Here is a 20,145-nt window from a genome sequence, read left to right as displayed (position 1 = left end):
AGCTGGTCTCCGGGAGCGGCCAACTTCGGCAGTGGACTGCTGCATCCGTGCCGCAGGTGGTACGTGCCTCGGATCGTAGAGGCGCCGTCGGCCGCCAGGCGCCGGCTGATCGGCGTGGCGGGCTGGTCAGCGTGCTGCTGGGGCCGGGTTCAGATCGGCAGGTCCCAGCCCGGCCCGGTCTCGCTGCCGATCCAGACGCGCTGCCCGGAGGGGGAGACGGTGATGCCGAACTCCTCCTGGTGGGGTTCGCCGGCTGCCCGCCAGGTCTCGACGGCCTGTTCGACCCGGTCCCAGAGGGGCAGTGGGCCGCGTTGGACCACGGTCCATCCGCCGCCGTCGGGGTCCGGCGTGGTCCGGGCCTGGGAGCCGGTGGCTACGTCGGAGAGGATCTGGTGGCCGTCCGCGCCCATGCGTTCGGCGGAGGGGGCGGCGAGTTGGGCGATCCAGCTGCCGGTCCAGGTGCCGATGACCGCGGGGTCGATGCGGGTCGGCCGCTCGGCGCCGGGCAGCAGGGCCAGGCTCGGGCGGGGCGGCCGGTCGTGCGGGCGGGCGATCATGAAGCTGGTGTGGCCGGGCAGGAACCGGCCGGTGGCGCTGCCGGGGCCGGTGACGGTGAGCAGGGCGAGGCCGGAGGCGTAGCTCCAGCCGGAGAGCGTGACGAGGATCTTGCCGCCGGGCTTCACCTGGTGCAGCCAGGGCAGGGGGAGGTGGCGGACCGCGCAGGTGGCGATGAGCCGGTCGTAGTCGCCGCCGTCGGGGTCTCCCCGAAGGCCGTCGCCGACGATCAGCCGGGGGGCGTAGCCGGTGGCCTTGAGCGCGGATGCGGCGGCCTCGGCCACCACCGGGTCGTATTCGATGCTGGTGAGGTGGGTGTCCCCGAGGCGGTGCGCGCCGAGGGCGGTCGAATAGCCGGTGCCGGTGCCGACCTCCAGGACACGGTGCCCGGCCCTGGTGTCGAGCTGGTGCCACATGCGCAGGACGAGGGAGGGGAGGGTGGACGAGGAGGTGGGCGAGCCGGGGACCGGGGCGCCGTCGACGTCGCGGGGGCGGGTCCGGCCGTCCAGCTGGGTGATCAACGTCCGGTCGGTGTAGATCCCGGCGAGCCACCCGGGCGAGGTGTCGAGCACCGCCCGGTAGCCGGTCGGTGAACTGCCCGGTACGGCCTCGAAGTAGGCGCCCGCGAAGGCCTCGCGTGGGACGGCCTCGGCGGCCTCGCGCCACGCCGGGTCGGTGAGCGCACCGTCCGAGGCGAGCCGGTCGACGAGGGCTGCGCGCAACTCGGTGGACTGGTTCACGGGTTGGGTCCCTTCTCTAGCTGGTTGGCGATGGCCTGGGCGATGGCGTCCGTCACCTGCTCGGGTTGCCAGGCCCATTGGCCGTTCGGGTTGCACTCCAGGAACTGCCAGGAGCCGTCGGGTGTCACGGCGAAGTCGAATGCGCCGTACACGAGGCGGAAGTCGGCGAGGTAGCCGGCGATGGACCGCGCGACGGGCGGGGGGACCGTGACCGGCGTGCAGGACATCAGGTTCTGCCGGCGCCGCCAGTCGAGGTCCGGGCTGGCGATCCGGAGCCCGAACAGCCGGTCGCCGACGGCCGTCACCCGGGCGTCGAACGCCTTCACCACCGTGGCCTGGAACAGGTGGGGGCAGACGGCGACCGCGTCGGTGATCTCGCGGGGTTCCACCTCCCGCACCCACACCGTCCGGGGCGTTCCGTTCACGGTGTACGACGTGTTCCACAGCGGTTTGTAGACGACCCCGCCGGTGTGCTGGGCAGCAAAGGCGCGCGCCTCCGCCGGGTCGTTCGTGATCAGGGTGTCCGGGAGCGTGAACCCGAGCCGCTGCGCGCTGGCCAGTTGCGCCGGTTTGTACTCCGCGGCCCGATTGTGCCAGGGGTGGTTGACGTAGTGCGCCCCCGGAAGGGAGGCGAGGATGCCCCCGGCACCCCACAGGGACTGCGTGGCGGCGAAGCGCCGGTCCTGGCCGTGCAGTTCGGGCGGTCCCTCGTAAGGGGAGGGACGTCGGACCCAGACCGAGCGCACGTGGGTCAGGTCGAGTTCCCGGCTCGGGGTGCGCAGGGTGCCCCGCCGGCCGCCCGTGCGGTACGCGGCGGTCAGCGAGGCACCCGTGTGCAGGTCGGTGCCGGGGTCGAGGCGAAGCACGCGAACGCGGCGCTGCGCGAGGATGCGCAGGACCACGTCGGTGGTCACGTCGTGAGGGTTGGTCAGCACCAGCACCGACCCGCGTTGGTGGGTCATCAGCCGGCGCTCTGGTCCTGGTCGTAGGACTCGGTGGTGTCCGAGTCGGTGGACCCGCCCGGTCCGGCCCCGTCACCGGGCCTGGTCGTGGTGGGCGTGAGGCCGCTGGTGCTGGTGCCGTGAGCGCCGAACTCGACCGTGCGGCCGCTGCCGTCCACGATCACGGCGATCTGCGTGTCGGGGTCGATGACGGGGGTGCCCGAGGGGACCGTGGTGGTCTCCGGGAAGGGGCGCATCCTGGTCGTGCCCCACGGCGGGGCGAGGGTGTGTGCCATCTGGCGTCTCCGTTTCGGTGTGTCGGTGTCCGTCCGGTGTGTCCGGTGGGTTGCGGGGCCGCGCCGGGACGGACGGCGGAGATCGGCCCGTTCGGCGCCCGATGCTCCTGTAACGCGCTGGCGGGTCGAGGGTGTTGGGGCGGCGCGTCAGCATGGCGTGGCGGCCTTGGCGCGGGTGCGGCAGTGGGTGAGGGCGGGTTTGAGGCGGGGGTCGGGGTTGGGGGTGGCGGTGAGGAGTTCGCCGGCGGTGGTGAGGGTGGTCCAGTAGTGGGTGGGGTCGCCGGTGGTGGGGTGGGGTTGGGTGGCGGTGAGGGAGAGGTAGGCGGTGGTGAGGTTGCCGGTGGTGAACCAGCGGGTGAGGCCGTGTTGGTGGCCGGCGCGGATGCTGCCGTGGGCGTCGATGGCGGTGAGGAAGAGTTCGATGACGGCGAGGTCGCGGTCGTCGGGGGTCTTGGGGATGTCGAAGACGCCGAGGGCTTCGAGGAGTTCGCCGGTGTCGTTCTCGGTGCCGGGGCGGGGGTTGGCGAGGAGGGCGTCGAAGCAGTCGTCGAGGCGGCGTTGGGTTTCGGCGGCGGGGATGCCGAGGGCGGTGCAGACGGCGCGGGCTGAGCGCAGGGGCTCGCGGGTGCGGCGCGCGAGGGTGGCGTAGGCGTCGGCGGGGGTGGAGCCGGTGTCGAACAGGTGGCGGGCGGTGAGGGGGAGTCGCATGGTGGGCACCTGTTCAGACGGTGAGGAGGGTGGAAGTGGGGGAGGGTGCGGGGGCGATCAGGGCCCAGACGAACTTGCCGACCCCGCCGGCGCGGGGGCAGCAGCCCCACTTCTCGGCGAGTTCGTTGACGAGGAGGACGCCGCGTCCGTGTTCGTCCTCGGGGGTGGGGGTGTGGAGGGAGGGGCGGCCGGTGCCGGCGTCGTGGACTTCGAGGCGCAGGCGGTCGCGGACGAGGGCGAAGCGGATCTCGATGAGGCGGTCGGTGGGGGCGTCGGTGTGCTGGACGGCGTTGGCGAAGAGTTCGCCGAGGAGGAGTTCGGCGGTGTCGCGGTAGCGGTCGCCGGTGGGGAGGGCGGCGAGGTAGGCGCGGAGCAACTGCCGGGCGACGGGGGTGGATTCGGTCCGCGAGTCCAGGCGCGCGGCGAACGTTCGGGGGCGGGGCGCGGTACGGATTTTGAGCATGGCGGGGCACCTCAGGGGGCGGATGGGGGCGTGCGAAGGGAGTGCGACGTAACGCTATGCACGCAAAAGATCGCTCTCAGGTATCAATCATCGGGGTGCCGGAGTTACGGTGGCGACCAAATCCGTGTGGAGAGAGCGGTGGCACCTGAGGGGGAAACGCGTGGCACATCGGCGTCTTGAGAGCGGACCTACGTCTAGCCCGGCGGAGATGTTCGGCGAAGCGCTTCGTTTTGCACGGGAGCAGGCTGGCTACACGCAGGAAGGCCTGGGCAGACTCCTGCACTGTCACCGGACGGCGATCACCCGCTGGGAGGGCGGCAGGCGGCCGATGGATCGGGACACCGTGGAGAGAGTTGACGCTGCACTCGCCATGGGGGGCCTGCTGGTTCGGCTGTGGGAGCGGGTGGACTGGCATGCGGACATCGAGCACCCTGACTGGTTCCAGAAGTACGTGGAGCTGGAGGAGGAGGCCGTGGCGATTCGGGTATTTCAGTACCACCGAATCAATGGCCTATTGCAGTGCGAGGAGTACGCGCATGCGGTCTTCTCGAACGGAAGCGGCCGTGAGAATCCGGAGTTGGTGGCTGAGCGAGTCGCAGCGCGACTGAGCAGGCAGGATCGATTCCTGGCGTCCGATGGCCCGATGTTGCTCGTGGTCCTCCATGAGAGCGCCATCCGCAGTGTCTACGGCGGCCCCGGAGTGATGTGGAAGCAGATGGAGCACCTTCTCGCCCTGGGTGAGCGGCCGAACATCAGCATTCAGGTGGCGCCCTTCAATCTCCCGAGCACCCGGCTTCCTGCTACGTCCGTGTTCCTGCTGCAGATGCCGGATGGGAAGGAGTGGGTCTACTCGGAGAGTCTCTATCGAGGGCACTTCAGTGATGCACCGTCAATCATTGCGGAGCACCGGCGGGATCTTGACTTTCTGCGCGGAGATGTACTCTCGGTGGGCGACTCTCGTGCACTGATCGCCGACGCAATGGAGAGGTATCGGTATGACGAGCAGCGAGCCCGGCGTGACCGGGTGGCGGAAGAGCAGCTACAGCGCGGATCACGGGGGCGAGTGCATCGAGGTGGCCCCCGGGTTCCTTCCCGACGTGATCCCCGTCCGTGACTCCAAGGATCCCGACGGCCCGGCCCTCGTCTTCCCCGCCGCCTCCTGGGACTCCTTCATCGCCTCCGTCCGGGCCGGGGACTTCCCTGCCTGACCGGTCAGTTCCGATCGCCTGACAACCCCTCTCGAACAACTTCGACCACTCTGCGTGTTCTGTCGATGCGGTGCGTAACCGTGCAGTTACAGTCACCCGCAGTGCACGAGTGGTCCCTGTTCGACCCAACAGAGGCGGTAGCAGTCATGGCACCAGAACCCCGTATCGACGTAGCGCCGACGGCCCTCAGTGAAGGCCAGGCGGAGCCCAGCAAGGCCGAGTTGGCGGAGGTCGCCAACTCGCTCACGCCCGGCGTCTGGTTCACCAGCGCGCTGTCGGGCGAGGTCGCCGGTCGCGCCGCCGACGTGACGTGGGAGCTGACCGGCTCGCCCTACGAGGGGCAGACGGCGACCGGGCAGGCGGCGGTCTACTACGCCAACCCGAAGTTCGGCCTCCGCAAGCCGTTCCTCTTCGCGGACGGCTTCAACTACGGCCCGAGCGACCTCCCTGGCCTCTTCGCCTACTTCAACACCGTCGCCGACGGCGGGCCGGGCCTCTTCGACCAACTGCTCAGTGCGGGCTACGACATCGTCCTGGTCGGTTTCACGGAGCGCCACACCCACATCCAGGCCAACGCCGAGGTCGCGATCGCGGCCATCCTCCGGGCCATCGCCGAGCGCAAGGGCGACGAGCGGCTGACCGTCGGTGGGGTGAGCATGGGCGGCATCATCACCCGCTACGCGCTCGCCAAGCTGGAGACGGCAACCGTGGACCACGAGACGGCGACGTACCTCTCCTTCGACTCCCCGCACAACGGCGCCTGGATCCCGCTGATCCTCCAGCAGATGGCCTACTTCTTCGAGGGCTTCACCCCGGCCGGCCCGGACGGCGTCAAGCAGGCCGACCTGATCCGCAGCCCCGCCGCCCAACAGCTGCTCTGGGCGTGGGTCGAGAACTCGAAGTACGAGGGCCCGGTGGCCACCTCCAGCCGGCTGCGCAAGGAGTTCCTCGCCGACCTCGACCGGGTCGGCAACTTCCCGCAGATCCCGCGCAAGCTCGGCGTCTCCAACGGTCGGCGCGACGGCGTCGGCCTCCCGCTGCCGGCGGGCGAGGTGGCGTTTGACTGGCAGGCCCTGTTCGCCAGTGCCACGGCCCGCTTCCAGCCGAACAAGGGCGAGAAGCAGCCGGTCGGCGGCATGCACCTCGCCCTCACCGTGCGCCGCAGCACCACCACCGAGGTCCCGGCGCTGGACGCCGTCCCCGGCGGCACCCTGGACTCCTTCGGCAAGGTCGCGACCGCCCTCAAGGCGAAGATCTCCGAGGAGTACCGCAGCGGCACCTTCGTCCCGGCCGTCAGCGCGGTGGCGCTGGACTTCGACCCGGTGAAGTGGGACGTCGACCCGGCCGCCGCGATCACCGACGCCGCCCTGGAGAACGCACACCTGGACGCCGTGAAGTTCGACGACGCCAACACCGAGCACAGCCACGTCTCCCGCGTGCTGGTCGACTGGATCGTCGAGCAGCTCGCCCGCTGACGCCTCCCACCTGGTTCGGGGCACCCCCGCGGATGGGCTAAGCTATTCCACATCACCCAGATGCGCGGGTGGCGGAATAGGCAGACGCGCTGGATTCAGGTTCCAGTGCCCGAAAGGGCGTGGGGGTTCAACTCCCCCCTCGCGCACATTGGTCAACCGACCCAATGCGGCCGGTCAACTCGACAGTATGTCGGGTTGACCGGCCGTTTTGCTGTCGATGCATGCGTTCGGCCCCTCGCTTGGTTGCGAGGGGCCGTTGGTGCTTTGGCTGGTCAGGTGGGGTTTGTGGGGTGGGGTGGGTTAGGTGGTGGTGTGGTGAAGCACGCACGAAATCACCGAACACCCGTGTGACCTCGGGCCGGTTGAACAACTCGACAGTCACGGACATCACCGGGTCGCGACCGGCGACCCATCGTCCGAGAACCGGCCGGCTGCCTCCTGTCGCGGCATTGAGGACAGTCGACGTCGAGGCAGGCCAGTCCGGGGCGCGTCGGCTCCCGCGTGGGCCTGCTCCAGGACGGCGGCCACCGCCCCGGACAGCGCGCTCCGTGCGGCCTGGGGCGTGGTGAAGCGGCTGTGGTTCATCGCACCGTGGCGCAGGATCAGCAGCGTGTCGGCCGCGCCCTCCGGGTCCGGGTGGCCGACGGCGGTGAGGAGTTCCAGCAACCGCGCGCGGAACCAGTCCATGTGTTCCTGGATGGCCTGGCTGACGGGATGGTGCGGGTCGGGGTAGTCGGCGGCGGCGTTGATGAGCGGGCAGCCGCGGAAACCCGGTGCGCAGAACTGCTCCGCGATCCCCGCGAACAGGGCCTCGACCGTCTCCCGCGGGGAGCGCCCGGTGGCCGCGGCGGCTTCGCGGAACGCCCGGTCGTGCTCGCGGACGTAGGCGAGGACCGCCTCGTCCTTGGACGGGAAGTGCCGGTAGAACGTCGCGTTGGCGACCGCCGACTCCCGGATCAGCCGGTCGATGCCCACCCCGCGCACGCCCTGCGTGTAGAAGAGCCGCATCGCCGCGGCCAGGATGCGCTCCCGCGGCGGACTGGAGTCCTTCGTCGTCATGACTTGACGCTAGCAGAAGGAACGTTCTACCTTGAGTTGGCAGAGAGAACGCTTCTTCTACTTCACGGGCTGGACCGCCGTGCCCCGGTCGGCCACCACCCCGGACCCCCGAACCCCCCTTCGCCAGGAGAGACCCCGCCATGCCCAGCAACCGCACCCCGGTCATGTTCATCCACGGCCTCTGGCTGCACTCCACGAGCTGGCAGGGCTGGGCCGACCGGTTCCGCGACGCCGGCTACGAACCGATCCTCCCCGAATGGCCCGGCGTCCCCGCCACCGTCGCCCAGGCCCGTAGGAACCCCGACCCCCAGGGCGGAATCGGCCTCGCCGAGATCTCCGCCCACCACGCCCGCATCATCCGCGACCTCGACACCCCGCCCGTCCTCGTCGGCCACTCCGTCGGCGGCTTCATCGCCCAACACCTCCTCGGCCAGAACCTCGCCCAGGCCGCCGTCGCGATCTGCCCCGGCCAGATCAAGGGCGTCAAAGCCGTCGGCCCCGCCCAGGCCAAGTCCGCCTTCGCCTTCCTGCGCAACCCCGGCAACACCAAGCGCGCCGTCTCACTCAACCCCGAGCAGTTCCGCTACGCGTTCGCCAACGCCGTCTCCCAGCAGGAATCCGACCAGCTCTTCGACGAATGGACCATCCCCAGCCCCGCCCGCCCCCTCTTCCAACTCGCCCTGAGCAACTTCGCCCCGCACTCCCCCGCCAAGGTCGACACCCGCAACGAGAGCCGCGGACCGCTCCTCCTCCTGTCCGGCAAGCTCGACCACACCGTGCCCGACGTGCTGACCCGCTCCACCCACAAGCAGTACCGCAAGTCCCCCGCCGTCACCGACTACCACCGCTTCGACGACCGCGGCCACTCCCTCACCGTCGACCACGGCTGGACCGAACTCGCCGACCACACCCTCACCTGGCTCGACCAGCACCACATCGGCTGAACAGCCGGCCCACCCCCAGGTGCGGCGCCCTGCCCCGCGTGCCACGGGCAACGGCATCAAGGTGACGCCACGCGTCGAACCGCCGGACCGCCTCCCGGGGTCGGTCGAGCGGACCCACGCCTGCCGCCCGCACTCCAAGCCGGCCCACGGCAACATCCCGGCCCCTCCGGCCGTCGAGTAGCCGCTTCCGTTGACCGACGGCGGTGCGCGCCACGCTGCGCACCCACCGTTTTCCCCCTACGCCCGGCCGCCTTCCCGGCCAGGTCATCTCCTCCCTAAGGAACATCATGCGTAATCGCCGTGTCCGTGTACGTACCGTGGCCCTCGCAGCAGTCGGGGCAGCCCTTCTCGGGGCCACCCTGACCCCCCTCGCGTCGGCCGACTCGGGCCCGGCCAAGGCGAAGCCGACCGTCGTGCTGGAGCACGGCGCGTTCGCGGACGCCTCCGGCTGGAACGGCGTGGCCAAGCGCCTCCAGCACGACGGCTACACCGTCATCGCTCCCGCCAACCCGCTGCGCGGACTGCCCGAGGACTCCGCGTACCTCACCAGCGTCCTCAAGAGCGTCCAGGGGCCGGTCGTGCTCGTCGGCCACTCCTACGGGGGCGCCGTCATCACCCAGGCCGCCGCCGGCAACCCCCAGGTCAAGGCACTGGTCTACATCGCCGCGCTGATGCCCGAGAAGGGAGAGGTCCTCGGCGCGCTGACCGCGAGGTCCACTCAGGCGCAGTTGCAGCCCGCGCTCAAGCCCGTCCCGTACGCCAACGCCGACGGCACCGGCGGGACCGATCTGTACATCGATCCCGCCCGGTTCCACGACGTCTTCGCAGCCGACGTCCCCACTTCCGAGACCAACCTCATGGCGGCCGAGCAGCGGCCCGTCACCGCCGCCACCTTCGCCTCCACCGCCAGCGCCGCCGCCTGGCACACGATCCCCTCGTGGGCCATGATCGCCACCCAGGACAAGACCCTGGGCGCGGACGTGGAGCGCTTCGAGGCCAAGCGCGCCGGCTCCCACACCGTGGAGGTCGACAGCTCACACGTCGCGATGATCTCCCACCCCGCGGCCGTCACCCACCTCATCGAGGACGCCGCCCGCTCCACCTCCCACTAGCCTCACACTTCGTGACGGCCCGTCGAATTCACCTCATCCGGCGGGCCGTTCGGCTTGTCGAGGTCATAACGGGCGGGCGGCCCGGCCGTCGCGCCGAGTGGGCGCTCAGGAGTGGGGCGGCGGTGTAACGGGCGTGGGCCCCGGCCCACGTGTTCTCGGCCACGAGCGCCGGGGCAGCGGGCAGGTCGAGGCAGTCGCCGCAGGCAGAGCTGCGAGGTGTTCCCTTGCTGGTCCCTCTATCCCATGTAGAGGGACCAGCAAGGGAGTAGCGGTGAGCGAGGGGGACATGGCGGACGCGGCCCTGCCCGTGAGGCTGCGTGTCGTGCCGATGCTCTGCGCATCGAGTCGGAGATGTGGTGTCGGCCGGCCTGGCGGGCGTGCGGTCACCGTGGCTGCCGCCGGGCGTGGCTGCGCTGGTCGTGGGTCAGGTGGTCTTGGTGCGCTGGTCGCGCTGGTGGCGCCAGGTGGCCATCTGGCCGTAGATGCGGATGCGGGCGCGGGCGACGGCGCCGATCGGCCGGTGGTCCTGGAGTGCGTGGGCGATGCTGAAGGTGAGTTCCTCGGCGAGCTGGTTGCGGGCGGCGGTGCGGAACTCCTGCCGGGGGATGGTGACGGTGGCGACCTTCACCAGCGGGGCCTGGTCCGTGCCCCATGCGACGGCGATGTCCTCGACGGGCATGGTGTCGGGGTCGGTGCGCAGTTGGACCGTGAAGTCGAAGGTGGCGTCAGTCTGGGTGAGGTGCTCCTGGAGGTGGTCGCCGAGGTAGTGGTCCTGGTGCTTCTCGCGCCCCGGGCTGGTGTACGTCGAGGTCGGCACGAGGACGTACTTGACGACCTGGTCGGGGCCGAGCAGCGAGGCGGTGTTGCTCCAGTAGTGGATGTCGGCGGGTGAGGTGGGGGTGATGACCGCCTTGGCCAGGCCGGCGAGGACGTGCGGGTGGCTGGTGAGCATCTTGGCGGCGAACTTGGCCGGTTCGAGGGTGATGACGTCGTGGAACAGCTTGACGGTGCCGAGCGGGATGGCGGGGGTGTTGAGCAGGATGAAGTCCTGGGTGGTGGGCTCGTCGCTCTCGGGGATGCGTTCGCCGGGCACGTCGTGCAGTTTGATGGCGGCGCCGCGCAGGTCCTTGACGTCGTCGGACTGCGGTTTGCCGTTGCCGCTGGAGAAGCGCAGCCACCCCTCGTAGGTGTGCGGCCGGGCGAACACGCCGACGCGCAGGTTGGCCGGCAGGTCGGGCTCGACCGCGAAGGTGATCTTCACGAGCCCGGTGTGCTTGGCGTGGGCGGCCCGGCCTGTGGCGCCGGGCGGGTAGTCCTTCTCCTGCTGCCGGTTCATGGCCTCGATCATCTCGGCCACGAGTGCGTCCTCGTTCGGTTCGGGCGTCTCGAACCTGGTCAGTGCGCTCATGCGGGAGTCCTTCCGGAAGGTGGCGCGGGGGCTGCCTTGGCGCTATCAGGCTGCGGGCCGCCGGAGCACGGGCGCCACGCGAGGGGGCCGCGACGGGGCCAGGTGGCCGACATCAGGCCGCCGCCGACTGGTTCGGGTGCGGATCGCCCGCGCGAGCCGACCCATGCCACGCCACTTGGAGTGTTCATGTGGGCACTCAGTGTCATTGGAATGCTGTGGCGTGGGGCCCTCCAGTGATCACGCCCGACTGGAACGGAGGCGGTATGGCAGGGATCAGACGCGGCCCATCGCGCGGCGCTCTCGCCGCGGCGATCGGGCTGGCGGTCATCGGCATGACGGCGGGCTGGGGAGGAGGCGCGGCACTGGCCTCCTCCCCGACACGGGACACGGCGTCCGTCAGGCCCGCCGCCGCCTCGCCCGCGAACGGCGCGGGCGAGAGGTCCGGGACCCGGGCGCTGACCTGTCCGCCGACGCCTCTGCCCAGATCGCACTGACCAACGTGACGGTGACCGACCTGACGCCCGGCGTCACCGTCTCGGGCTGCGGAACCAACCAGCTCGCGCCCGGCCAGTCCACCATCTGCCAGGCCACGTACGTCACGACGGCGGCGGACGTCGCCGCCCAGAACGTGCCCGACCAGGGCCAGGTCGCCGGCACCACCCCCAGTGGCCAGAACATCACCTCCACCAGCAACAAGGTGACCGTGCCCTTCGCCGGGCTGAAGATCGTCAAGGCCGTCCAGGAGACCTCGTTCTCCGCCGCCGGACAGGCCCTGCACTACACCTTCACCGTCACCAACACCGGTGACACGACGATCAGTTCGCTCGCCGTGACGGACTCCGGCCCGGGCACGCCGGCCGTCTCCTGCCCGGTGACCGCCCTGGCCCCGGGCGCGTCCACGACCTGCACCGCGACGTACTCCACCGCCGAGTCCGACGTGCAGGCCGGGAAGATCACCGACACCTCTACCGTCACCGGCACCACCCCCGACGGCACCCCGGTGACGGCGACCAGCAACACCGTCACCATCGTCGCCACCCCCTGCGAGGACCAGGACCACGGCGGCTGCGACGGCCACAACCTGGGCGGCCACGGCGGCTGGGGCGACCACCCCAACGGCGGGATCGCCCTCGCCCACGCCGGCACCCAGGTGCGGACCGCCGGCATCGCCGGAGGCTGGCTCCTGGCCGTGGGGGCACTGCTGACCTGGTTCGTCCAGACCCGCAAGCGCCGGAGCAACGGCACCAGGTAAGCCCGGAACACGGCACCGGCCAGGACGACCCACGGCCGAACACCGGATGCCGGATGCCGACGGAACACGCGGCCCGGGAACCCCAGGTTCCCGGGCCGCACCACCACCCGCGACGAACACCGGACCACGCCGCCACAGCCACCCCGCACCACCCCCGTCAGGGCGCAGCGGCTCCCGGAGCGGCCTGCTCCAGCACGTGGGCCACCGCCGCGGACAGTGCGCTACGCACGGCCTGGGGCGCGGTGAAACGGCTGCGGTTCGTCGCGCCGTGGTGCAGGATCATCAGCGTGGCGGCCCCGAGGTGCGTGTCGGGGTGGCCGGCGGTGGCCGGCAGGCTGCGCGACCTCTCAGCTTCAACGCCCAGGGGATCAAGGCCGAATGGAGCAGTTCGGCGGGCAGCTGTGTCTGGCCGAGTCCTAGCGTGAGACTCCAGGAAGCATGCACAGAGATGGAGATCACTATGGGATCGCTGAAGACTGCCACCGGTTTGATGGCCGGCGCCCTCGCTTTCGCGGGACTCTGCGCTCCCACGGCTCAGGCCGCGGCCGCGACCCCGTTCCCGGTCACCATCGATATCTTTCCCCTCGTCACTTATGTGGGGAACGCTGCCGGCGTGGGGTTCACCTACAACTGCTCGGTGTCGGTGGGGAAGCTGCGCATCGTGGCCTCGTTGACGCAGCCGAGCGGCGCAACTGGTTCCAACTTCGCCACCAAGTACACCTGCACCGGTCAGCCGAAGACGGTGGTCATCTCCGTGAACCCGAACGGGGGCACCGGTAGCTGGGTGGTCGGGGCGGGAACCGCCTCAGTCAAGATCCAGGGAGCCGGTTACACCCCCACCACGGTCACCAGCCCTGTTGAGCTCCTCTGACGAGACCGGCTCGATCACGCGTCGTCAGCAGGGGTCTTTCGACCGCACGACCCGGGAACGGCACTGCCGCGGCCAGGGCACCGTGCACGCACAACCCGCGTCAAGCCGTAGTGGCCTCGCAGGTCACGCTGCCGACGGACGTGGATACCACCCCCGTGAGTGTCGTCCCGTACCGCTCGCCACCAGGGTGTCCCAGAGCGGGTCGGGCTGGCCGGGCACCGTCCTGTCCATCGCCCGCCACGCGGCGGCCAGCTCCGCGTAGATCGGTTCGCAGGACGGGGCCAGGGCCGTTTCGGCCGCAGGCTGTGCGCCGGCGGTGATCGACTTCCCGGTCGCGTCGTACCGGCCGGGTGCCGGCGCGGGGCGGTGACGGCCCGCTGGCGGCAGTGCTGTGCTCACCTGCGTTTCAACGAGCCGGCCGGGGCGCGGGTACGCGCCCCCGGCCATACAGGGGACGCGGGTCATGGGGTTTGGGCCGTTGGTGGCACGAGCGGATGCCTGCCGTCCCCGTGCGCCTGCCCCCACGCTCTGCGGCGTGGCCGAGTTCGTGAGTGAGCGACAGCGCGGGCTGGCGGACGCGTCCTCGGGAGCGGGTTGTGCGCGAAAGGTTCCGTGTGCGGGCCGAGGGTTGCTGAATTGAAAGACATCTCCCGCCCGGGGGCCTGGTGCGCGGGTGTGGGCGGTCGTGCTGAACACGACCGCCCACACCCCGGGGTGCCGGAACCGGGTCCGCATCGCGGCGCGATCGTCGCGGTGCGGGACCGGTGGGCCTGTCGCGGTCCTAGCTCAGGATCGCGGTGATCCTGACGAAGCCGTTGCCGCCCGCCGCGCCTGCCACGCCCGCACCGGCGGCCGCGGCGGCGCCACCCTTTGTGGGGTCGATGCCGGAGGTTCCACCGGCACCTGCTGATCCACCGGTGGTGCCGGTCCCGCCGGTGCCGCCGTTACCGCCGATACCGACTCCCGGTACCGGAGCGGCGGGGCCGGTCGGCACCCCGCCGGCCGTGCTGCCCGGCCCGCCCGCGCCGGTTGTCACCCTGTTGTTTCCGCCCGTGCCGTCCGTGCCGCCGCCACCGGCGGTGCCGCCGAAGAACGTCGTCGCGGAACCCTCGGGGCACACTGCTCCCGGCCGGGTGGCGGGTGCTCCGCCCGTCCCGCCCGTCCCACCGTTGCCGTTGGCGCCGCTCGCGCCGGGTGTGCCGTTCGAACTGGTCAGGATGCTGCCTCCACCACCGCCGCCGCCCGCGCCGCCGGGCCGCCCTCCGGTGCCCTGGTGGCCGCCGCCGCCAGGGCCGGCGAACGCCAGTTCCAGGGTGTGAGGCGGAACACCTCCCCGGAAGAACACGCGTGACTCGCCGCCGTCCCCGCCGAAGACGCCTTGCGTGCCGCCGGCGCCGGTAGTGCCGTTGCCGCCGTTGACGCCGAGGTTGTTGGTTCCCTCTGTCCCCCCGGTGCCTCCCGTCCCACCGGGGCCGCCGGCGCCGTCACGTGCGGCGACCCGCCCGGATCCGACGTGCACCGTCACGGTGAGGGGCTGGGTCTCGTCCAGCGGGAACACGCACTTGGTGTAGGCGCCGCCCCCGCCGGCCCCACCCCCGCCGCCGCCCCCGGCATTGCCGCCGCGGCCCCCGTCGCCGCCGTCGGTGCGGGTGGTGATGGACAGGCCGGTACCACCCCCGCCTCCTCCTCCGCCGCCACCGGCCCCGCCGCCGCCGCCCGCGCCGCCGCCACCCGCGCCCCATGCCTCGATCTGCAGGGAGGTGACGTTCGGCGTGATCACGTACGAGCTGTCACCCGGCGTCGAGAAGTCGGTGACCTGCTGGTTCTGCCGGGGTGTCGCCTGGGCGGGCGTCGGCGCGATCGCCCCGGCGGTCAGCACGCCGCCCAGCGACAGCGCGGCACCGACCCGCACCCACCCCCGCTGTCCGTTCTTCGACAGCCCGCCTGCGGGGCAGACGGCGGGTGCCTGCGGCAGCGCGATCATGCCACCGGTCCGTTCCTTGCGCTTCCTGATCATCTGTGGCCAGCACTCCGTTCATGGTTCTTCGAACCGCTGCCACCCGGCAGCGCAGACCATCCCTACCTCCAGGGAGCCCGCGCCGCGGCACACCGAGATCCGAACACCGCCCGCCGTCCACCCGGATGACGCAGCGGCATCGACCGAACGCCCATTCCCCTGCTGCGTCCGGGTCTTCGGGCGGCCGTCCAACCGTGAGGCCGACGTGCCTGGGCCGGTGAGGGACGGGTGTTGGCAGGTGAGCGGTGACAGGGGCCGGGCGAAGCGGAAGGGGGCGCGGCCGAATCGCTGGAGGTCGTCGCGGAGCCTGCCGGGGTAGGTGATGTCCTCGATCGCTTTCCAGTGGACGCTCATCGGCGACACGTTGAAGACGGTGAACCTCCGGGCCGCCACGCCCTTCCCCGCGACATCGACGCTGACGAAGATCAGATAACCCTCTGCTGCGCAGGACAGCGCGGTCGGCGAATTCCCGGGAGGGGACCTTGTCGGAGGGGGCGCTGTCGAAGGGAGCGTTTCCGGAAGAACCACCCTGCGCCGGGAATCGACGGCGTCACCGGGTGATCGGGGTGGGACGACAAGCGTGTGACACTCGCGGACAGCGGGCTGATATGAAGATCGGCAACATCGGCGGCAACCCGGCCCGGCCTGGCGATGCACCGGCCCGGCGGCCAGGGGCTCGTCTTCGACGTCGACGAGGTGGGGACCATCCACCAGCAGGTTCCCGGAACCCGTGGTCTCGCGTGAACAAGTATGGTTCGCAGAACCAGAGTTGAATCGATCGCCGAGAGCGGGACCGCCTCCCTCGGCCCTTACCCTGCGGAGGGGCAAAAATGATCGAAACACCCGGTACGGACGCGCCACCGCCGACCGCCCAGGCCCAGGTGGGCTGGCTTGTGGACGCCTCGGCCCGGGTGCCGATGACGGACACCGAGATCCACGACCACATAGCTGCGCCACTCCTGGCTGCCAGCGGCGGTCCGAACGCTTTCAACGCAGTGCTGCACCAACTGGGTCCGCTCACCCTGAACAAGATCGTCGAGTCGGGTCGGGATCACGTGCAGGCGGCGGTCAGCGGCCGTGACGGCGACTACCTTCTACGGGTGTGTGTGGCTCCCTCGGGCCTGGTGAATGATGTGAGCCTCACTCCCGACGAGGCGCCGCTCTCGTCGTGGACCCAAGTCGACGACATGCTGGCCGAGTTGGGAGCCCGCGTGTCGTTCGCCGCATCGCGGATCGGCCCGGATGGGCGCTGCGAGCTGGTGCACGGTGTACGCGCCGACACCCAGCGGCCGATCGGCTCGGCGTTCAAACTGTATGTGCTGGGCGCGCTCGCGCAGGCCGTCAGCGAACAACGAGCGTCCTGGGACGAATCGCTGGTCATCCGCGATGACCACAAGAGCCTGCCCTCGGGCCGACTGCAGGACTACCCGGCCGGCACCGCGGTCACGATGGCCGAGTCCGCCGACTGCATGATCTCCCTCAGTGACAACACCGCGACCGACCACCTCATCCACCGGCTCGGCCAAGACGCGGTGGCGCACCAAATGGACCTGTTCGGCCACCAGCAGCCCCGAGCGAACATTCCGTGCCTGACCACCAAGGCGTTCTTCCAACTCAAGGCCAACCAGTACCCGGCCCGCGCGGACGAGTACCTGGCACTGCCCGAACACCACCGCTCCGCCGCGCTGCGGGAGCTTGAACGACTCCCCCTGCCCGATGTTCGCGAGACCTGGCCCCAGCCGAGGAAGATCGACCAGATCGAATGGTTCGCCTCACCGATCGACATCTGCAACGCCTACGCGGCGCTGTGGCGGTTCGACCAGCCCGAGATCGAGCACGCACTCACCCTTAACGACGACGGACTGAATCTGGCCCCGTCCCGATTCCCGACCGTCTGGTACAAAGGCGGCAGCGAACCCGGCGTCATCACGCTGAACTACCTGGCACACACGAACGACGACCGCACTCTGGTCACCAGCCTGATGGTCTCGGACGCCGGTACAGCCCCTGACAAGGTCGCCATGGCGCTGAAAGGGCAGGCCATCATCCGAGGTGCATTCGACTTGCTGACCTCACAGGATTGAATCCTGTCCTGTCCTGTCCCGGGCCTTGAGGCCTTGCGTGAGCCACGGTCGCTGCGGCACCGCCGAACCGCCACCCGGCTCCTGCTGAGGGCCTCACTTGGGGCACGCCTGCCGACCTGGACATTCGCCGTACCGCCGCGTACGGGACTGCGGGGCGCCACGCTCGAACCGCCGTATCCACTGCCGTTGGAGATTGACGATCGCTCTGTCGACTTCACCGCGGGCCGGACCTCGCCCAGGACCTCACGGCTCAGCGATGGGTCGATCCGCATGCGGCAGCGGACGAGTCACAGGTCGTCGGACCATGAAGAGGCCGGTCGAGCCGACATGACGTCGGATCGACCGGCCTCTTCGCTGTCCGGAGGCCCGGGGGGCCTCCTCGTGGTTTCGTGGGGCCCTCGGCGATGGCGCTGCCCCGGCGGGGCCGGCTCCCGGGGGCTGAGGGTCAGCCCTTGGTTCCTCCCCGCAGGCCGTCCAGCACCATGTCCGTCAAGCGCTCCGGCAGATCCGACTCGATCGGGCGGTGGCCGAGCAGGGAGCGGGTCTGGAGCGGGGCGCAGAGCAGTTCCAGTGCCAGGGCCGTGTCGGTGTCCGTCGGGAGTTCCCCGCGTTCGACGGCCCGGCTGACGATGACGCCGGCCTGGTCGAGGCGGGACTGCCAGAAGGTCTGCCAGGCTTCGGCGAGGTCGGGGTCGTCGGAGCTGAGTGCGGCCGCCCGGGCGACGGAACGGCCGGTCGGGGTGGCGAGGTACTCGGCCAGCGCGCGGGCGAAGGCGGCCAGGTCGGTGCGGACGGCTCCGGTGTCGGGGACGGGGACGCCTTCGTTGCTGCCGGTGAGCAGGGCGTCCAGCACGAGCTTCTCCCGACTGCCCCAACGCCGGTACACCGTGGTCTCGTTGACCCCTGCGCGGGCCGCGACCCCGGCGATGCTGAGCCGGTCGATGCCCTCCTCGGCCAGCACCTCCGTGGCGGCGGCCAGGACGGCCTGGCGGACGCGCGCGGCACGGCCGCCCGGGCGGCGGCGGATCGGCTCCGGCGTCGGCTCCGGCTCCGGCGTCAGCTCCGGCTCTTCTTCGGTCATGTGTCGATCACCTCGGCCACCACATTAACGCAAGAGTTCTTGCATTAGGCGCCGCCCGGGCGCATAGTCACTAATGCAAGCGTTCCGGCTTTAAGTGCAGCAGGAGGCACCACTATGTCCTTCACCTGGCCCCTGGACCCGCAGGACCTGTTCGTCGAGCGCTACCCGCAGATGACCCTCGGCCTCCCCACCGACGAGGTGGACGCGGTCCGCGCCGCCGTCACCGAGATGTGGCCCGACCGGCCCGGCAGCTGGGTGTACGAGTGGTCCGCCCTCGCCGCCCGGCACGCCGAGGCCGGGCGCCACCGCCTGGCCGCGCAGGCGTACGGCTGGGCCAAGTTCCCCTCGCTCGCCGACGAGCCGAAGCACACCGCGCTCGCCCGCCAGGTCGAGCAGTACGTCCTCGCCGCCCCCGGCTTTCCGGTGGAGTTCGAGCGCCGCACGCTCACCGTCCCGTACCGCGGCGGCGACGCCACCCTGCCGATCCACCTGATGGCCGCCCCCGGCCTGCCCGCCGACGCGCCGGTCGTGCTGGCCAGCGGCGGCGTGGACTCCTGGAAGACCGACCTGCACGGCATGTGGGAGCAGCTCGCGTTCACCCTGCCGGCGCGGCTGCTGCTGTTCGACCTCCCCGGCACCGGCGAGACCGCCCACCTGCCGATGACCCCGGACGGCGGGGCCGAGGTGATCGCCGGACTGGTCTCCTTCGCCCGCGCGGCCGGCAACGGGAAGGTCGGCCACTTCGGCATCTCGATGGGCGGCTACTACTCCGCCCGGACCGGACTGACGGGATCGGTGGACGCCTCCGTGGTGCTCGGCGGCCCGGTGGAGCGCTCCTTCGCTCCCGGTCGCGGCTTCGCCTTCGGCATGGACGGCATCGTCGGCAACGCCCTCGGCTTCGACGCCATGCCGAGCGGGGCCGAGCTCGAAAAGGCCTTCGCGGCCTTCGACCTGCGCCCGCTGCTGGACCAGGACGCCAACGGGCCGATGCTGGTGGTCAACGGCACCGAGGACGTCCACGTCCCCCTGGACGACACCCTGGTGTTCCAGGGGCGCCGGGACACCCGGGTCGAACTGATCCCGGACACCGGCCACTGCGCCATCTCGCGCTTCGGCGAGGCGATGGCCGTGATCGCCCCCTGGCTGAAGGACGCCCTGGGCGGCTGATCCGGCGCGGGGGTGGATCGCTGGTGGCCCAGGGCTCGGGTAGATCGCTGCTGGCCTGGCGCTCGGGTGGATCGCTGCTGGTCAAAGGATTGTGCCGATTCGCCGCACCAGAACGGTCGGTCGACTCGACAGCCGACCGGCCGTTCTGGTTCCACAGTGGCGACTGGGTGTCGATCGCGCCGACACCCGGAGCCGACCGCCGATCAGGCGGGGATGGGGCGGCAGTTCTGGCCGTTCACCCACAGGGAGCCCTCGGCCCAGCCGGTCTGACACTGGTACGCCGCGCGCGTCGTCCGGTCCATGACGACGAAGTCGCTCAGCGGGCCCCAGGTGGTGCTGTCGCAGGAGCGGCCGAACACGTTCGGCGGCTCGCTGCTCACCTCATCGCACCGGATCACTCCACCGACCCGCTTGCCCGGGGCGCCGTGCACGCCCCCGTCGGCCCCGTCGGCCGCGCCGGCGGCGCCGACACCGGTCAGGCTCAGGACGGCGGTGGCCATGCCGGCGGCGAGGAGCAGTCGTTTCATGAGGGGACCTCCTGGGTGAGGGACGGGACTCCGCAGACAGTTCCCCTGCGATCCACCTGCGTATCGGCCCATTCGCATGAACACGTCATGCTGTCGCCGCCCCGGTGACGACGGGAGCGAACCGAGGAGGCCGGGGGGGCCCCCCACCCCCCCGGGGGGGCCGGGCGCCGCGCCGGCCGGGGGGGGCGGGGGGGTTTTGGGCGGGGCGCCCGGGGGAACTGACCCCCCCGCCGCGGC

The 20,145-nt window shown here is 71.0% G+C and carries 19 protein-coding genes and 1 tRNA gene; 10 read left to right on the top strand and 10 right to left on the bottom strand.

Annotation, left to right across the window (positions count from 1 at the left end):
- Positions 1-149 precede the first annotated feature (149 nt).
- The 5 genes from tgmC to ACIOGZ_RS19540 form a co-directional block, all read right to left on the bottom strand.
- Positions 150-1,295 carry an ATP-grasp peptide maturase system methyltransferase gene (gene tgmC / locus ACIOGZ_RS19560; protein WP_363588638.1) on the bottom strand — a complete coding sequence of 382 codons (1,146 nt, stop codon included), beginning with the start codon at positions 1,293-1,295 and terminating at the stop codon, positions 150-152.
- Positions 1,292-2,257, bottom strand: coding sequence for an ATP-grasp ribosomal peptide maturase (gene tgmB / locus ACIOGZ_RS19555; RefSeq protein WP_363632537.1), 966 nt, complete (start codon positions 2,255-2,257; stop codon positions 1,292-1,294). The genes tgmC and tgmB overlap by 4 nt, the downstream gene beginning before the upstream one ends.
- The gene (tgmA, locus tag ACIOGZ_RS19550) at positions 2,257-2,532 is read right to left on the bottom strand and encodes a putative ATP-grasp-modified RiPP (RefSeq protein WP_363588642.1); all 276 of its coding nucleotides are present in this window, start codon (positions 2,530-2,532) and stop codon (positions 2,257-2,259) included. Before tgmA ends, tgmB begins: the two co-directional genes overlap by 1 nt.
- Positions 2,533-2,679: 147 nt before the next feature.
- Positions 2,680-3,240, bottom strand: coding sequence for a hypothetical protein (locus ACIOGZ_RS19545; protein WP_400843980.1), 561 nt, complete (start codon positions 3,238-3,240; stop codon positions 2,680-2,682).
- Positions 3,241-3,253: 13 nt separating this feature from the next.
- Positions 3,254-3,703, bottom strand: coding sequence for an ATP-binding protein (locus tag ACIOGZ_RS19540; protein WP_400843983.1), 450 nt, complete (start codon positions 3,701-3,703; stop codon positions 3,254-3,256).
- A gap of 109 nt (positions 3,704-3,812) precedes the next feature.
- Between ACIOGZ_RS19540 and ACIOGZ_RS19535 the strand changes: the two genes are divergently transcribed.
- From ACIOGZ_RS19535 to ACIOGZ_RS19520, 4 genes are all read left to right on the top strand, one after another.
- The gene (locus ACIOGZ_RS19535) at positions 3,813-4,817 is read left to right on the top strand and encodes a helix-turn-helix domain-containing protein (RefSeq protein WP_400807345.1); all 1,005 of its coding nucleotides are present in this window, start codon (positions 3,813-3,815) and stop codon (positions 4,815-4,817) included.
- Positions 4,777-4,911 carry a DUF397 domain-containing protein gene (locus ACIOGZ_RS19530; RefSeq protein WP_400807347.1) on the top strand — a complete coding sequence of 45 codons (135 nt, stop codon included), beginning with the start codon at positions 4,777-4,779 and terminating at the stop codon, positions 4,909-4,911. The genes ACIOGZ_RS19535 and ACIOGZ_RS19530 overlap by 41 nt, the downstream gene beginning before the upstream one ends.
- A gap of 146 nt (positions 4,912-5,057) precedes the next feature.
- A complete protein-coding gene (locus ACIOGZ_RS19525) occupies positions 5,058-6,386 on the top strand; it encodes a hypothetical protein (RefSeq protein WP_400807350.1) in 1,329 nt (442 codons plus the stop codon).
- A 62-nt stretch (positions 6,387-6,448) separates the two neighbouring features.
- Positions 6,449-6,532 (top strand) — tRNA-Leu (locus ACIOGZ_RS19520).
- 241 nt (positions 6,533-6,773) lie between these two features.
- On the opposite strand, the gene ACIOGZ_RS19515 is transcribed toward ACIOGZ_RS19520, so the two are convergent.
- A complete protein-coding gene (locus ACIOGZ_RS19515; RefSeq protein WP_400986567.1) occupies positions 6,774-7,445 on the bottom strand; it encodes a TetR/AcrR family transcriptional regulator in 672 nt (223 codons plus the stop codon).
- Positions 7,446-7,585: 140 nt separating this feature from the next.
- Here ACIOGZ_RS19515 and ACIOGZ_RS19510 point away from each other — a divergent pair, with 140 nt between their 5' ends.
- Together ACIOGZ_RS19510 and ACIOGZ_RS19505 are read left to right on the top strand one after the other, a co-directional pair.
- On the top strand, positions 7,586-8,389 hold the full coding sequence (locus ACIOGZ_RS19510; RefSeq protein WP_400807353.1) for an alpha/beta hydrolase: 804 nt from the start codon (positions 7,586-7,588) through the stop codon (positions 8,387-8,389).
- A 287-nt stretch (positions 8,390-8,676) separates the two neighbouring features.
- On the top strand, positions 8,677-9,501 hold the full coding sequence (locus ACIOGZ_RS19505) for an alpha/beta hydrolase (protein WP_363589144.1): 825 nt from the start codon (positions 8,677-8,679) through the stop codon (positions 9,499-9,501).
- Positions 9,502-9,925: 424 nt separating this feature from the next.
- Here the strand turns inward: ACIOGZ_RS19505 and ACIOGZ_RS19500 are convergent, their stop codons facing one another.
- A complete protein-coding gene (locus ACIOGZ_RS19500; RefSeq protein ID WP_400986565.1) occupies positions 9,926-10,909 on the bottom strand; it encodes a hypothetical protein in 984 nt (327 codons plus the stop codon).
- Positions 10,910-11,414: 505 nt separating this feature from the next.
- Here ACIOGZ_RS19500 and ACIOGZ_RS19495 point away from each other — a divergent pair.
- Complete coding sequence (locus tag ACIOGZ_RS19495; protein WP_400986563.1) at positions 11,415-12,161, top strand: hypothetical protein; 747 nt, start codon at positions 11,415-11,417, stop codon at positions 12,159-12,161.
- Positions 12,162-12,621: 460 nt separating this feature from the next.
- Complete coding sequence (locus ACIOGZ_RS19490) at positions 12,622-13,032, top strand: hypothetical protein (RefSeq protein WP_363589150.1); 411 nt, start codon at positions 12,622-12,624, stop codon at positions 13,030-13,032.
- Between the two features lie 781 nt (positions 13,033-13,813).
- Here the strand turns inward: ACIOGZ_RS19490 and ACIOGZ_RS19485 are convergent.
- Positions 13,814-15,049 (bottom strand): hypothetical protein, encoded by a 1,236-nt coding sequence (locus tag ACIOGZ_RS19485; RefSeq protein WP_363589152.1) that lies wholly within the window; start codon positions 15,047-15,049, stop codon positions 13,814-13,816.
- Positions 15,050-15,879: 830 nt separating this feature from the next.
- On the opposite strand from ACIOGZ_RS19485, the gene ACIOGZ_RS19480 reads away from it, so the two are divergent.
- Positions 15,880-17,133 carry a serine hydrolase gene (locus ACIOGZ_RS19480; protein ID WP_400986562.1) on the top strand — a complete coding sequence of 418 codons (1,254 nt, stop codon included), beginning with the start codon at positions 15,880-15,882 and terminating at the stop codon, positions 17,131-17,133.
- A 445-nt stretch (positions 17,134-17,578) separates the two neighbouring features.
- Here ACIOGZ_RS19480 and ACIOGZ_RS19475 read toward each other — a convergent pair whose 3' ends face one another.
- Positions 17,579-18,214, bottom strand: a complete 636-nt coding sequence (locus ACIOGZ_RS19475; RefSeq protein WP_400986561.1) for a TetR/AcrR family transcriptional regulator — start codon at positions 18,212-18,214, stop codon at positions 17,579-17,581.
- Positions 18,215-18,328: 114 nt separating this feature from the next.
- Here ACIOGZ_RS19475 and ACIOGZ_RS19470 point away from each other — a divergent pair, with 114 nt between their 5' ends.
- A complete protein-coding gene (locus ACIOGZ_RS19470) occupies positions 18,329-19,381 on the top strand; it encodes an alpha/beta hydrolase (protein WP_400986560.1) in 1,053 nt (350 codons plus the stop codon).
- 203 nt (positions 19,382-19,584) lie between these two features.
- Here the strand turns inward: ACIOGZ_RS19470 and ACIOGZ_RS19465 are convergent, their stop codons facing one another.
- Positions 19,585-19,908: a hypothetical protein gene (locus tag ACIOGZ_RS19465; protein WP_363589160.1), complete on the bottom strand. Its 324-nt coding sequence runs from the start codon at positions 19,906-19,908 to the stop codon at positions 19,585-19,587.
- Positions 19,909-20,145 lie beyond the last annotated feature (237 nt).

This window comes from Kitasatospora sp. NPDC088160 (assembly GCF_044741445.1).
Lineage (GTDB): Bacteria > Actinomycetota > Actinomycetes > Streptomycetales > Streptomycetaceae > Kitasatospora.
The sequence above is the reverse complement of the archived record's forward strand: the minus strand, read 5'-3'. Positions and strand labels throughout refer to the sequence as shown.

Coding starts and splice junctions, on each gene's coding strand:
- tgmB (WP_363632537.1), bottom strand. CDS start 2,257: ATGACCCACCAACGCGGGTCGGTGCTGGTGCTGACCAACCCTCACGAC.
- tgmA (WP_363588642.1), bottom strand. CDS start 2,532: ATGGCACACACCCTCGCCCCGCCGTGGGGCACGACCAGGATGCGCCCC.
- ACIOGZ_RS19545 (WP_400843980.1), bottom strand. CDS start 3,240: ATGCGACTCCCCCTCACCGCCCGCCACCTGTTCGACACCGGCTCCACC.
- ACIOGZ_RS19540 (WP_400843983.1), bottom strand. CDS start 3,703: ATGCTCAAAATCCGTACCGCGCCCCGCCCCCGAACGTTCGCCGCGCGC.
- ACIOGZ_RS19525 (WP_400807350.1), top strand. CDS start 5,058: ATGGCACCAGAACCCCGTATCGACGTAGCGCCGACGGCCCTCAGTGAA.
- ACIOGZ_RS19515 (WP_400986567.1), bottom strand. CDS start 7,445: ATGACGACGAAGGACTCCAGTCCGCCGCGGGAGCGCATCCTGGCCGCG.
- ACIOGZ_RS19510 (WP_400807353.1), top strand. CDS start 7,586: ATGCCCAGCAACCGCACCCCGGTCATGTTCATCCACGGCCTCTGGCTG.
- ACIOGZ_RS19505 (WP_363589144.1), top strand. CDS start 8,677: ATGCGTAATCGCCGTGTCCGTGTACGTACCGTGGCCCTCGCAGCAGTC.
- ACIOGZ_RS19500 (WP_400986565.1), bottom strand. CDS start 10,909: ATGAGCGCACTGACCAGGTTCGAGACGCCCGAACCGAACGAGGACGCA.
- ACIOGZ_RS19490 (WP_363589150.1), top strand. CDS start 12,622: ATGGGATCGCTGAAGACTGCCACCGGTTTGATGGCCGGCGCCCTCGCT.
- ACIOGZ_RS19485 (WP_363589152.1), bottom strand. CDS start 15,049: ATGATCAGGAAGCGCAAGGAACGGACCGGTGGCATGATCGCGCTGCCG.
- ACIOGZ_RS19480 (WP_400986562.1), top strand. CDS start 15,880: ATGATCGAAACACCCGGTACGGACGCGCCACCGCCGACCGCCCAGGCC.
- ACIOGZ_RS19475 (WP_400986561.1), bottom strand. CDS start 18,214: ATGACCGAAGAAGAGCCGGAGCTGACGCCGGAGCCGGAGCCGACGCCG.
- ACIOGZ_RS19470 (WP_400986560.1), top strand. CDS start 18,329: ATGTCCTTCACCTGGCCCCTGGACCCGCAGGACCTGTTCGTCGAGCGC.
- ACIOGZ_RS19465 (WP_363589160.1), bottom strand. CDS start 19,908: ATGAAACGACTGCTCCTCGCCGCCGGCATGGCCACCGCCGTCCTGAGC.